This is a genomic window from Asticcacaulis solisilvae, from assembly GCF_017875235.1.
GTDB lineage: Bacteria > Pseudomonadota > Alphaproteobacteria > Caulobacterales > Caulobacteraceae > Asticcacaulis > Asticcacaulis solisilvae_A.
This window is the reverse complement of sequence record NZ_JAGGMI010000002.1, coordinates 395673-408812: the sequence shown is the minus strand read 5'-3', so window position 1 is coordinate 408812 and position 13140 is coordinate 395673. Positions and strand designations below refer to the sequence as shown.

Genomic DNA, 13140 nt, shown 5'->3' with positions numbered 1-13140 from the left:
CCGCCCAGCCGTTCCGGTGTGACTACTTATCGGGCCGTACTGCCGGAAACTGTCACCAATCGCCGTTAGGTCGCGCCGGTCAGGTTCGATTGTAATGTGAACGTGGTGGTGACCGGCCGAGGCACGGTTCCTGCATTACGTTAGGTAAAGATTGTTCGGGCACACTTCCTTCTCCGGGTTGCCGCAGTCCGAGCGATACGGAGGAGGATGTTGGCGCGTCCTCCTCCAATTTTTTTTGAGGTCACATGCTGGAACTCAGGCCCAATTGTGAATGCTGCGACGCAGACCTGCCGCCGGAGACGCGTGAAGCGATGATTTGCACCTTCGAATGCACCTTCTGCCAGGATTGCGCGCAGGCCATGGCGTTCACCTGCCCGAACTGCGGCGGCGAACTGGTCAGGCGGCCCATACGCCCGGCGCAAAAGCTGACCGCAAACCCGCCGTCAGGCCGGCGCGTTTTGCGCGCCGAGCCGTGCGATCACTTCAAAATTGCGGCCGCGGCCACGCGCGCCACCTGACCGTCCTGCGCGCCGGTGCCGCCGGATACGCCAATCGCGCCGACCACGGTATTGTCGACGATCAGCAGTTCGCCGCCTTCGATCGCCAGGGCGCCGCTGAAGATGGAATTCAGCGTGCCGGCCTTGACCGCTTCCTGGAAATAGGAGGTCGGGCGCTTGAAGCTGGCGGCGGTTTCGGCTTTGCGGCGTGCGACGTCGTTGGAACCGTACTGCGTCCCGTCCATCTTCTGGCTCAGCACCATGGCGCCATTGGGCTCGACGACCGTGATGACCATGTTCCAGCCGTTCCTGAGCGCCTCGGCTTCGGCGGCGGCCGCGGCCGTCCTGGCCTCGGCCAAGGTCACAGTGCGCCCATAGGGCGGATAGGCAAGGGGTGCCGGCGCGGCTGGTTTTGTTTCGGCGAACGCGGGCGCGGCGACCGCCAGGACGGCGGCGAAGGCAATAATGACAGGTTTCATGATCTCTCCCCTTTATATATGACACCGGTTTACCATGACTGTTTCCCGCCGTCATCTTTCGCGAACGGTAATCGGGGCTTGCCTTTTCCGCGTTTTGCCTGTAACAGGCGCGCTCCGGCGTGGAAGGCTTGCCTTTCACCCGTTCTGTCCGAGACCTTCGGGGAGCAGGGGCCGCCTGTTCCATAATGTCTGAGAGCCCTCAGACGCCGAATTGAGACGGGACGCGAAACGCCTCAAGAGATTCACTGTTTCCCTAGATGGAACCGTGGCCTCGTGGTGATCAGCATCTCATCTGGACAGTTGCCCTGACGGCTCCGTTTTGCGGAAACGACAGGGACTTCGTTGTTCCGGCCCTTGGGCCGGGATGTCACCGCCGTGACGGCATCTGCCGTCACATATCCCATGGAGGCCACTTATGGACCGCGCTCAAAAGGCTGCGTCGATCGAAGAGCTGAAAAGCGTATTCGCCGACCATGCCACCGTGGTTGTCACCCAGTATACGGGTATGACCTTTGTGGAAATGTCTGAACTTCGCAACCGTCTCCGCAAGGAAGGCGCCGTTGTGAAGGTGTTCAAGAACCGCCTGGCCCAAAAGGCCCTGGACGGCAAGGTCGGCGAAAAGGGCGATGCCCTGTTCAAAGGCCCGGTCGCCCTGGTCTATTCGGCCGATCCGGTTACCGCTGCCAAGATTTCCGTCCAGTACGCCAAAGAGAATGACAAGCTCAAGATCATTGGCGGCATCATGGACACGGAAGTCCTGAACGAAGCCGGCGTCAAGTCGCTGGCCACGCTGCCGTCGATCGACGAGCTGCGCGGCAAGCTGCTGGGCCTGCTGCAAGCCCCGGCGACCAAGATCGCTGGCGTCCTGCAAGCGCCTGCCGGCGCTGTCGCTCGCGTCATCGGCGCTCATGCGCGCGCCAACGCGTAAGAACACAGACCCTTTCACTCAACACTTCATCTTTTAAGGAAATCAAATGTCCAAACTCGAAAAGCTGGTCGAAGACCTGTCCGCCCTGTCCGTTCTCGAAGCCGCTGAACTGTCGAAGCTGCTCGAAGAAAAGTGGGGCGTCTCGGCCGCCGCTCCGGTCGCCGTTGCTGCTGCCGCTCCGGCCGGCGGTGGCGCTGCTCCGGCTGAAGCCGCTGAAGAGCAAACCGAATTCACCGTTGTCCTGACCGACGGCGGCGACAAGAAGATCAACGTGATCAAGGAAATCCGTGGCATCCGTTCGGACCTCGGCCTGAAGGAAGCCAAGGACCTCGTCGAAGGCGCTCCGCAGACCGTCAAGGAAAACGTCTCGAAGCAAGAAGCTGCCGACATCAAGAAGAAGCTGGAAGACGCCGGCGCCAAGGTCGAAGTTAAGTAATTTCGGCTTTTGCCTGATATTTCACGACGGGCCGGAGGCAACTCCGGCCCGTTTTTTTTATTCCCTCTCCCTGCTTGCGGGGGGACGGGAGTAACGCAATGATATCATTTGGAAGTGGAAATGCGTGTAAACTTGCAAACGGCAATCGAATTTGCCGCGTCTGTCATGCCGCCAATTGCGGTTGACTGGTGGATTATCGGCAGTGCGGCCATGGTGCTGTGCGGCGTTGAGACCGAAGCCAAGGATGTCGATCTCTTTGCTTCGGAAGCTACGATTGCGAAAGTGCTTGAGCGCCTGCGGCTCGATCCCCTGCCGCCGTCGAATGATCCCCTGTTTCGCTCAACTGTTTTTGCCGTGCATCAGCCCCTTGGCGGCGTGCCGGTTGAATTCATGGGCGGGTTCGAGGTCAGGTCCGGTGGTGGCTGGCAGCCTCTGAAACTCCACACCCGCCGCAGGATCGAGACGGCCAAAGGTCCTGTCGTCGTGCCGGAACTGTCCGAACAGATCGCGGTCCTGGAACTGTTTGGCCGCGACAAAGACCTGAGACGCGCCGACCTCATTCGTAAATTTCTGGCGCAAAATTCTGGCTGGAGGGCTTTGTAAACCGTCGTCTCTGGGCCATATGTTAAGCATGGATGAGGGCACGGCCGTACCGGTGACGCACAGACTGAGGCCGATGCCCACAGGCGTCGTGACGCGGCGCGTGAGCGTCTTTTCGCTCATGTTCGATCCACGCAACTGGCCGGTCTGGATCGTGGTCCTCACCTGCGCCGCCGTCTTCGCCGGCCAGCAGCGCGGTCTGGTTCCGCTCGATACCTATGCCTTTTCCGCCCAGGCACTGAAAGACGGCCGCTGGTGGACGCCGCTGACTTCGATCTTCATGCACGGCGACGGCGTTAATCCCTTCATCAGCTACGCCCATATCGGCATGAACATGTGGGCCTATCTGTCGCTGGCACCGCTGGTGGCGGCGCGCTTCGGCAAGGGCTGGCGCGGACTTGTGCCGTTTCACATCTTCTATCTGTTGATCGGCCTGGCGGGCGTGGCGGTCTTCTGGGCCTTCCACCGCGATAGCGGCGTGCCGCTGGTTGGGGCGTCGGGCGCCATCTACGGTGTCTATGCCGCCGTCATGCGGCTAGATATCTTCGCCGACCGCGTCGCGCCGGTCTTCAGCCGGCGGACGCTCGAAGCCGTTTGGTTCTTCATTTGGAGTAACGCCGTGGTCATCGTCCTGTTCGGCGGCCCCTACCTGCTGCTTCAGGTTCTGTCAGGCCAGGCGCCCAGCCTCGATGTCCCAATCGCCTGGGAGGCGCACCTGGGTGGCTTCGTTGCCGGCTTTGTTCTGATCGGCCTGATGAAGGGCCAGGGCTGGGACCGCGACTGGAAAGCCGGGGTCGAAGTGATCCGGTTTTAGCTATGAAGGTTCAGTGGCACGAGACGCGGCGGCCGCATCTCGTGCCGATCGTCCATAGAGCGATATGGCGAAAAGTGTCAGCGGCTTTCGTCAAAAATATCGCGACAAGGCATAAACTTAGATCGGAATGGTGCTTCCATATGAACCGATTCCGATTTAGTGCGGAAGCGTTGCGTAGTAGAAGAATATCTTGCCACTAGGTGAGCTTGGGCTTGAGGTCGGTGACGCCATGCAAGTGCCGACAGCGGAGCCACAGGCAGCCTGGTTTTCGCCGATCCATGCAGACATCGTCGCGGAGTCGATGTATCCCATCGACCACATGGCGATAGGCGTGGCGGAGGCTTCCGAGAGACATCTGCTCTGGTGGTCGTAGCAGTTCGACGAATAATAACCTTGCCCGGTGATGGTCATGCCGGCCTGGGCAACGGTCGCTGCAAAAAAGGCGAGGGCGGTGACAACGCCCGCGATACTCATTTTACTACGCGTTGAAAACATACGATTGTTCGGTTCCGATTGCATAGCAGTCTCCAAATGCGCGTGGTGCGCACTGCAAAACGTATACAGTATATTCAACCTCGGCAAGATTATGTAGGGGATTATGGCTTAAATTTATCGCCATGGTGGTTTTTTTAGATTGTAGGCGCGCCGTGGAAATTGCCCTCTTGACAAAAAACGAAATAAATCCATCTGCCCTCTTTACGAAACAAAATTAGTACGCTATGGCACGCTCCCCCATAAAGCGTAGTTTGTCTTGTTGTGGGACCCGAAAGGCCGGCTTTATGCTCTTTCCACCGGCGAAGGGTTGATCCTGAAACGGATCAAAAACAAAAGCGTCTTTGGCCTCTAAAAGCCAAAAAAGAGCAGGCGCGAAGCAAACTCTGGCCGGGATCGGCCGATAACCTTTCGCGCGCAGTCTGACTGCCTTTTATACGACCACACTTTTTAGCGTTTTCTCACGCCAAGGAAAAACGATGGCCCTGTCGTTCACCCAGAAGAAGCGGATCCGCAAGTCTTTCGGCCGCATCCCTGAAGCTATCCAAATGCCGAACCTGATCGAGGTTCAGCGCTCGTCCTACGAACAGTTCCTGCAACGCTTCGTCCGCCCGTCAGAGCGCGTCGACGACGGCCTGGAAGCTGTCTTCAAGTCGGTCTTCCCGGTGAAGGATTTCAACGAGCGCGCCACGCTGGAATACGTGTCGTATGAGTTCGAAGAGCCCAAGTACGACGTGGAAGAATGCATCCAGCGCGACATCACCTATGCCGCGCCGCTGAAAGTCAAGCTGCGTCTGATCGTGTTCGAAAGCGACGAGGAAACGGGCGCTCGTTCGGTCAAGGACATCAAGGAGCAGGACGTCTATATGGGCGATATCCCGCTCATGACGGACAAGGGCACCTTTATCGTCAACGGCACCGAGCGCGTCATCGTCTCGCAAATGCACCGTTCGCCGGGCGTCTTCTTCGACCACGACAAGGGCAAGACGCACTCGTCGGGCAAGCTCCTGTTCGGCGCCCGCATCATCCCGTATCGCGGCTCCTGGCTCGACTTCGAATTCGACGCCAAGGACATCGTCTATGTCCGTATCGACCGCCGCCGCAAGCTGCCGGCGACCTCCTTCCTCTATGCCCTGGGCATGGACGGCGAAGAAATCCTCACGACCTTCTATGACGTCGTGCCGTACGAAAAGCGCGAAGCCGGTTGGGTCACGCCGTACAAGTTCGAGCGCTGGCGCGGTGTGAAGCCGGAATTCGACCTGATCGACGCCGACACCGGCGAAGTGGTCGCGCCGGCCGGCACCAAGATCTCGGCCCGTTCGGCCAAGAAGCTGGGCGATACCGTGAAGTCGCTGCTGCTGTCGCCGGACGCCCTGATCGGCAAGTACCTGGCGCGCGACGAAGTCAATTTCCAGACCGGCGAAATCTACGCCGAAGCCGGTGACGAGCTCGATGCCGCCGCCGTCAAGACACTGGAAGAAAACGGCTTCACCACCATCGACGTGCTCGACATCGACCACGTCACGGTCGGGCCGTACATGCGTTCGACCCTGCGCGTCGACAAGAACAGCGGCCGTGAAGACGCCCTGTTCGATATCTACCGTGTGATGCGTCCGGGCGAGCCGCCCACGATCGAAGCGGCCGAAGCCATGTTCCAGTCGCTGTTCTTCGAAATCGAGCGCTACGACCTGTCCAGCGTCGGTCGCGTCAAGATGAACATGCGCCTCGAGCAGGACGTCGCCGACAGCGAGCGCGTGCTGCGCAAGGACGACATCCTGAAGATCCTCAAGATCCTGGTTGGCCTTCGTGACGGCCGCGGCGAAATCGACGACATCGATAACCTCGGCAACCGCCGCGTCCGTTCGGTCGGCGAACTGCTGGAAAACCAGTACCGCGTCGGTCTGCTGCGCATGGAACGCGCCATCAAGGAGCGTATGTCCAGCGTCGATATCGACACGGTCATGCCGCACGACCTGATCAACGCCAAGCCGGCCGCCGCTGCCGTGCGTGAATTCTTCGGCTCGTCGCAGCTGTCGCAGTTCATGGACCAGACGAACCCGCTGTCCGAGATCACCCACAAGCGCCGTCTCTCGGCCCTTGGCCCAGGCGGTCTGACGCGCGAACGCGCGGGCTTCGAAGTCCGCGACGTGCACCCGACCCACTACGGCCGTATCTGCCCGATTGAAACGCCGGAAGGCCCGAACATCGGTCTGATCAACAGCTTGGCTACCCACGCCCGCGTCAACAAGTACGGCTTTATCGAAAGCCCGTACCGCAAGGTCGTGGACGGCGTCGCTCAGGAAGACGTGACCTACATGTCGGCCATGGAAGAGTCGAAGCACGTGATCGCCCAGGCGAACATCACGCTCGACACCGGCAAGAAGATCGTCGACGACCTGGTCCAGGGCCGCGTCAACGGCGAACCGGGCCTGCAGCAAGCCACGACCGTCGACTATATGGACGTGTCGCCCAAGCAAGTCGTTTCGGTCGCTGCCGCGCTGATCCCCTTCCTTGAAAACGACGACGCCAACCGCGCCCTCATGGGCTCGAACATGCAGCGTCAGGCCGTGCCGCTGGTGAAGGCGGACGCGCCCTTCGTCGGCACCGGCATGGAAGAAGTCGTGGCCCGTGACTCGGGTGCTACCGTCGCCGCCCGCCGTACCGGCATCGTCGAACAGATCGACGGCACACGTATCGTCGTGCGCGCCACCGAAGAGCAGGACCCGAACAAGCCGGGCGTCGACATTTATCGCCTGTCGAAGTTCCAGCGTTCGAACCAGAACACCTGTATCAACCAGCGTCCGATCGTTAAGGTCGGCGACAAGGTCTCGGCCGGCGACATCATCGCCGACGGCCCGTCGACCGACCTGGGTGATCTGGCTCTGGGCCGCAACGTCCTCGTGGCCTTCATGCCGTGGAATGGCTACAACTTCGAAGACTCGATCCTGATCTCCGAGCGCATCGTGCGCGACGACATTTTCACCTCTATCCACCTGGAAGAGTTTGAAGTCATGGCCCGCGACACCAAGCTTGGGCCGGAAGAAATCACCCGCGATATCCCGAACGTCGGCGAAGAAGCGCTCCGCAACCTCGACGAAGCCGGCATTGTTGCCATCGGCGCCGAAGTCCAGCCGGGCGATATCCTGGTCGGCAAGGTAACGCCGAAGGGCGAAAGCCCGATGACGCCGGAAGAAAAGCTGCTGCGCGCCATCTTCGGTGAAAAGGCGTCTGACGTCCGCGACACCTCGCTGCGCCTGCCGCCGGGTGTTGCCGGCACCGTCGTCGAAGTCCGCGTCTTCAACCGTCACGGCGTCGAAAAGGACGAACGCGCTCAGGCCATCGAACGCGCCGAAATCGACCGTCTGGGCAAGGACCGCGACGACGAACTGTCGATCCTGGAACGCAACATCTACGGCCGCCTGAAAGAGATTCTGGTCGGTAAGAACGCCATCTCGGGTCCGAAGGGCCTGGGCCGCGGCGAAATCACCGAAGAGAAGCTCAGCGAAATCTCGCGCGGCCTGTGGTGGCAGATCGCCCTCGAAGACGAAAAGGTCATGGGCGAACTCGAGGCCATGAACCGTCAGTTCCAGGACGCCCGCAAGCGTCTGGACCGCCGCTTCGAGGACAAGGTCGAGAAGCTGCAGCGCGGTGACGAACTGCCGCCGGGCGTCATGAAGATGGTCAAGGTCTTCGTGGCCGTGAAGCGCAAGCTTCAGCCGGGCGACAAGATGGCCGGCCGTCACGGCAACAAGGGGGTTATCTCCAAGATCCTTCCGGTCGAGGACATGCCCTTCCTGGCCGACGGCGAACACGTCGACATCGTTCTGAACCCGCTGGGCGTGCCTTCGCGCATGAACGTCGGTCAGATCTTCGAAACCCACCTCGGCTGGGCCTGCGCCAATATTGGCAAGCAGATCACGGCCATGCTCGAAGACTGGCAGAACGGCGGCCAGAAGCAGGCGCTCATCGAGCACCTGCAAGCCGTCTATGGCAAGGATCAGGAACTGCCGGATACGGACGAGGAACTGATCGAACTGGCGAAGAACCTGTCGCGCGGCGTGCCGATCGCGACCCCGGTCTTCGACGGCGCTCATATCGACGACATCGAAGACATGCTGGAAACGGCCGGCCTCAACCGTTCGGGCCAGTCGGTCCTGTTCGACGGCCTGACCGGTGAGCAGTTCAAGCGTCCGGTCACGGTCGGCATCATCTACATGCTGAAGCTGCACCACCTGGTCGACGACAAGATTCACGCACGTTCGATCGGGCCATACTCGCTCGTCACGCAGCAGCCGCTGGGTGGTAAGGCGCAGTTCGGCGGTCAGCGCTTCGGGGAAATGGAAGTCTGGGCGCTGGAAGCCTACGGCGCCGCCTACACGCTCCAGGAAATGCTCACCGTCAAGTCGGACGACGTGGCGGGCCGCACCAAGGTTTACGAAGCCATCGTCCGTGGCGACGACAGCTTCGAAGCCGGTATCCCGGAATCGTTCAACGTCCTGATCAAGGAAATGCGTTCCTTGGGTCTGAACGTCGAACTGGAAAATGGGCAAGGGTAAGTGAAGACCGAGGGGTGTTAACACCCCTCGGACACCCCTTTAGCCGTCCGTAATTTTTTGGAATTTCGTGCCGATTGGCACAGTGGAGTCACTGGAAATGAACCAGGAAGTCCTGAATATCTTCAATCCGGTCCAGGTCGCCCCGACCTTCGACCAGATCCGCATCACCCTGGCCTCGCCGGAAAAGATCCTGTCGTGGTCGTTCGGCGAAATCAAGAAGCCGGAAACCATCAACTACCGTACGTTCAAGCCGGAACGTGACGGCCTGTTCTGCGCCCGTATCTTTGGCCCGACCAAGGACTACGAATGCCTGTGCGGCAAGTACAAGCGCATGAAGTACAAGGGCATCATCTGCGAAAAGTGCGGCGTCGAAGTCACGCTGTCGCGCGTTCGCCGTGAGCGCATGGGCCACATCGAACTGGCCTCGCCGGTCGCCCACATCTGGTTCCTGAAGTCCCTGCCGTCGCGTATCGCCATGATCCTCGACATGGCGCTGAAGGACGTCGAGCGCGTTCTCTATTTCGAAAACTACATCGTCACCGAACCGGGCCTGACGCCGCTGAAGCTGAACCAGCTGCTCAGCGAAGACGAGTACTTCCGCTACCAGGAAGAATTCGGCGATGACAGCTTCACCGCCGAAATCGGCGCCGAAGCCGTCCGCAACATGCTGATGGCGATGGAACTGAACGACATCGCCGAAAAGATCCGCGCCGACCTGGTCGACAACACGTCGGAAATGAAGGGCAAGAAGCTCTCGAAGCGCCTCAAGCTCATCGAAAGCTTCATCGAATCCGGCAACCGTCCGGAATGGATGATCCTGACCGTCGTGCCGGTCATCCCGCCGGAACTGCGTCCGCTGGTGCCGCTGGACGGCGGCCGCTTCGCGACGTCTGACCTCAACGACCTGTACCGTCGCGTCATCAACCGGAACAACCGTCTGAAGCGCCTGATGGAACTGCGCGCGCCGGACATCATCATCCGCAACGAAAAGCGGATGCTGCAGGAATCGGTCGACGCCCTGTTCGACAACGGCCGCCGCGGCCGCGTCATCACCGGCGCCAACAAGCGTCCTCTGAAGTCGCTGGCTGACATGCTGAAGGGCAAGCAGGGCCGCTTCCGCCAAAACCTGCTCGGCAAGCGCGTCGACTATTCCGGCCGTTCGGTTATCACCGTCGGTCCGGAACTGAAGCTGCACGAGTGCGGCATCCCGAAGAAGATGGCTCTGGAACTGTTCAAGCCGTTCATCTATGCGCGCCTCGACGCCAAGGGCCTGTCGGGTACCGTCAAGCAGTCCAAGCGCATGGTCGAGCGTGAACAGCCGCAGGTGTGGGATATCCTCGAAGAGGTCATCCGCGAACACCCGGTCATGCTGAACCGCGCCCCGACGCTGCACCGTCTCGGCATCCAGGCGTTCGAACCCAAGCTGATCGAAGGCAAGGCCATCCAGCTGCACCCGCTCGTCTGTTCGGCCTTCAACGCCGACTTCGACGGTGACCAGATGGCCGTGCACGTCCCGCTGTCGCTCGAAGCGCAGCTGGAAGCGCGCGTCCTGATGATGTCGACCAACAACATCCTGTCGCCCGCCAACGGTCGTCCGATCATCGTTCCGTCGCAGGACATCGTGCTGGGTCTCTACTATCTGTCGCTGGTCAAGGACGGGGAGCAGGGCGAAGGCATGGTCTTCGGTGACCTGAACGAAATCCAGCAGGCGCTGGATTCGGGCTCGGTCTCGATGCACGCCAAGATCAAGTGCCGCTTCACGCAAAAGGACGAAGACGGCGTTGTTCGCACGCGCGTCGTCGACACCACGCCGGGCCGCATGAAGATCGCCGCTCTGCTGCCGCAGAACGAGAATATCGGCCTGAAGGTCCTGGAAAAGACCCTGACTAAGAAGGAAATCGGCAACCTGATCGACGTCGTCTATCGCCACTGCGGCCAGAAGGCGACGGTGATCTTCGCCGACCAGATGATGGCTCTGGGCTTCAAGGAAGCTGCCCGCGCCGGTATCTCGTTCGGCAAGGACGACATCGTTATCCCCGACACCAAGAAGGGCATCGTCGAAGAGACGCGGACCCTGGTCGAGGAATACGAGCAGCAGTACGCCGACGGCCTGATCACCAAGGGTGAGAAGTACAACAAGGTCGTCGACGCCTGGTCGAAGGCGACGGACCGCGTTTCCGACGAAATGATGAAGGAAATCAGCCGCAAGCATAAGCACGAGAATGGCCGCGAAAAGGAGATCAACTCGATCTACATGATGGCCAACTCCGGCGCCCGTGGTTCGCAGGCCCAGATGAAGCAGCTCGGCGGTATGCGCGGCCTGATGGCCAAGCCCGACGGCTCGATCATCGAAACGCCGATCATCTCGAACTTCAAGGAAGGCCTGTCGGTTCTCGAATACTTCAACTCGACCCACGGCGCCCGTAAGGGTCTGGCCGACACCGCGCTGAAGACCGCCAACTCCGGCTACCTGACGCGCCGTCTTGTCGACGTCGCCCAGGACTGTATCATCATGGAAGAAGACTGCGGCACGACGCGTGGCATCACGCTGAAGGCCGTTGTCGAAGGCGGTGACGTCCTCGTCTCGCTGGGCCAGCGCGTGCTTGGCCGCTGCACGGCGGAAGACATCAAGGACGTCGCGACCGGTGAAGTCGTGGTCGAAGCCGACGCCTATATCGATGAAGACGTCGTCGAACTGATCGAAGCCTCGGGCGTCCAGTCGGTGAAGGTCCGCTCGGTCCTGACCTGCGAAGCCGACCTCGGCACCTGCTCGGCCTGCTACGGCCGTGACCTGGCGCGCGGTACCCGCGTGAACATGGGCGAAGCGGTTGGCGTCATCGCGGCGCAGTCGATCGGTGAACCCGGCACCCAGCTGACCATGCGTACCTTCCACATCGGCGGTACCGCTCAGGTCGCCGAGCAGTCGTTCTACGAAACGACCTCGGACGGCGTCGTGAAGATCTCGGGCGGCAACACCGTCCGCGGTTCGCATGGCGACCTGATCTCGATGTCGCGCAACCTGATGATCACCATCCACCACGACGGCAAGGACCGCGAGACCTACAAGGTCGGCTACGGTTCGCGCCTGCGCGTCGAGGAAGGCACCCAGGTCAAGAAGGGCCAGCGCCTGGCCGAGTGGGACCCGTACACCACCCCGATCATCACCGAAGTGGGCGGCAAGATCCGTTACGAGGACCTGGTCGACGGCATGTCGGTCCGCGAGGAAACCGACGAAGCCACCGGCATCACCAACCGCGTCGTCGTCGATTGGCGCGGCTCGTCGAAGTCGGCGGACGTCCGTCCGGCCATGGCCATCACGGATGAATCGGGCGCCTACAAGAAGCTGTCTTCGGGCGCTGACTCGCGCTACATGCTGCCGGTCGGGGCCATTCTCTCCGTCGGCAACGGCGACGAGATCAAGCCGGGCGACATCCTGGCCCGTATCCCGACCGAAGGCGCCAAGACCCGCGACATCACCGGCGGTCTGCCGCGCGTCGCCGAACTGTTCGAAGCCCGCCGTCCGAAGGACTGCGCCGTCATCGCCGAAATGGATGGCCGCGTTGAATTCGGCCGTGACTACAAGAACAAGCGCCGCATCAAGATCACGCCGGAGGACGGTTCGGAGCCGGTCGAGTTCCTGATCCCGAAGGGCAAGCATATCTCCGTCCACGACGGCGATATCATCCAGCGCGGCGACTACATCATCGACGGCAACCCGGATCCGCACGATATCTTGCGCATCCTGGGCGTCGAGGCGCTGGCCGAGTACCTGGTCAACGAAATCCAGGAGGTTTACCGCCTCCAGGGCGTGCCGATCAACGACAAGCACATCGAAGTCATCGTGCGTCAGATGCTGCAGAAGGTCGAAATCCTCGATGCCGGTGATACGGGCCTCATCAAGGGCGACCACCTCGACAAGTCGGAAGTCGATGCCGAGAACCTCAAGGCGGAAAAGCGTGGCGGCCGTCCGGCCATCACCCAGGCCGTCCTGCTGGGTATCACCAAGGCAAGCTTGCAGACCCGTTCGTTCATCTCGGCCGCTTCGTTCCAGGAAACGACGCGCGTCCTGACCGAAGCCTCTGTCCAGGGCAAGATCGATACGCTGGACGGCCTGAAGGAAAACGTCATCGTCGGCCGTCTGATCCCGGCCGGTACGGGCGCCTACCTGCGGTCGCTGCAACGCATCGCGCTCAAGCGCGACGAGCAGCTGACGCACCAGCGCGAAGAGACGATGGAGCCGCTGCCGGCGGAAGTCCTGCTCGAAGGCCCGGTCGCCGGCGAGTAATCGCTCGCTTGCGTACAAAAATTGAAACCCCTGGGGCCGCGCCCCAGGGGTTT

At 61.0% G+C, this 13140-nt stretch carries 9 protein-coding genes; 7 read left to right on the top strand and 2 right to left on the bottom strand.

The annotated features are described in order from the left end of the window. Positions 1 to 245: 245 nt before the first annotated feature. Positions 246 to 518 carry a DUF1272 domain-containing protein gene (locus tag J2X24_RS05015; RefSeq protein WP_209717517.1) on the top strand — a complete coding sequence of 91 codons (273 nt, stop codon included), beginning with the start codon at positions 246 to 248 and terminating at the stop codon, positions 516 to 518. On the opposite strand, the gene J2X24_RS05010 is transcribed toward J2X24_RS05015, so the two are convergent. Further along, complete coding sequence (locus J2X24_RS05010) at positions 479 to 976, bottom strand: GlcG/HbpS family heme-binding protein (protein ID WP_209717514.1); 498 nt, start codon at positions 974 to 976, stop codon at positions 479 to 481. The two genes, J2X24_RS05015 and J2X24_RS05010, sit on opposite strands and share 40 nt — an antisense overlap. A 415-nt stretch (positions 977 to 1391) precedes the next feature. On the opposite strand from J2X24_RS05010, the gene rplJ reads away from it, so the two are divergent. From rplJ to J2X24_RS04990, 4 genes are all read left to right on the top strand, one after another. Continuing rightward, complete coding sequence (rplJ, locus tag J2X24_RS05005; protein ID WP_209717511.1) at positions 1392 to 1904, top strand: 50S ribosomal protein L10; 513 nt, start codon at positions 1392 to 1394, stop codon at positions 1902 to 1904. A 46-nt stretch (positions 1905 to 1950) separates the two neighbouring features. After that, on the top strand, positions 1951 to 2340 hold the full coding sequence (gene rplL, locus J2X24_RS05000; RefSeq protein ID WP_209717508.1) for a 50S ribosomal protein L7/L12: 390 nt from the start codon (positions 1951 to 1953) through the stop codon (positions 2338 to 2340). Positions 2341 to 2460: 120 nt separating this feature from the next. Further along, the gene (locus J2X24_RS04995) at positions 2461 to 2943 is read left to right on the top strand and encodes a nucleotidyltransferase family protein (RefSeq protein WP_209717506.1); all 483 of its coding nucleotides are present in this window, start codon (positions 2461 to 2463) and stop codon (positions 2941 to 2943) included. A 28-nt stretch (positions 2944 to 2971) separates the two neighbouring features. Beyond that, positions 2972 to 3754 carry a rhomboid family intramembrane serine protease gene (locus J2X24_RS04990; protein ID WP_209717503.1) on the top strand — a complete coding sequence of 261 codons (783 nt, stop codon included), beginning with the start codon at positions 2972 to 2974 and terminating at the stop codon, positions 3752 to 3754. A gap of 156 nt (positions 3755 to 3910) precedes the next feature. Here the strand turns inward: J2X24_RS04990 and J2X24_RS04985 are convergent, their stop codons facing one another. Next, positions 3911 to 4273, bottom strand: a complete 363-nt coding sequence (locus tag J2X24_RS04985) for a hypothetical protein (protein ID WP_209717500.1) — start codon at positions 4271 to 4273, stop codon at positions 3911 to 3913. Positions 4274 to 4725: 452 nt separating this feature from the next. Here J2X24_RS04985 and rpoB point away from each other — a divergent pair, with 452 nt between their 5' ends. Further along, on the top strand, positions 4726 to 8802 hold the full coding sequence (gene rpoB, locus J2X24_RS04980) for a DNA-directed RNA polymerase subunit beta (RefSeq protein ID WP_209717493.1): 4077 nt from the start codon (positions 4726 to 4728) through the stop codon (positions 8800 to 8802). A 97-nt stretch (positions 8803 to 8899) separates the two neighbouring features. Continuing rightward, positions 8900 to 13087, top strand: coding sequence for a DNA-directed RNA polymerase subunit beta' (gene rpoC, locus J2X24_RS04975; RefSeq protein WP_209717490.1), 4188 nt, complete (start codon positions 8900 to 8902; stop codon positions 13085 to 13087). The last annotated feature ends 53 nt before the right edge of the window (positions 13088 to 13140 follow it).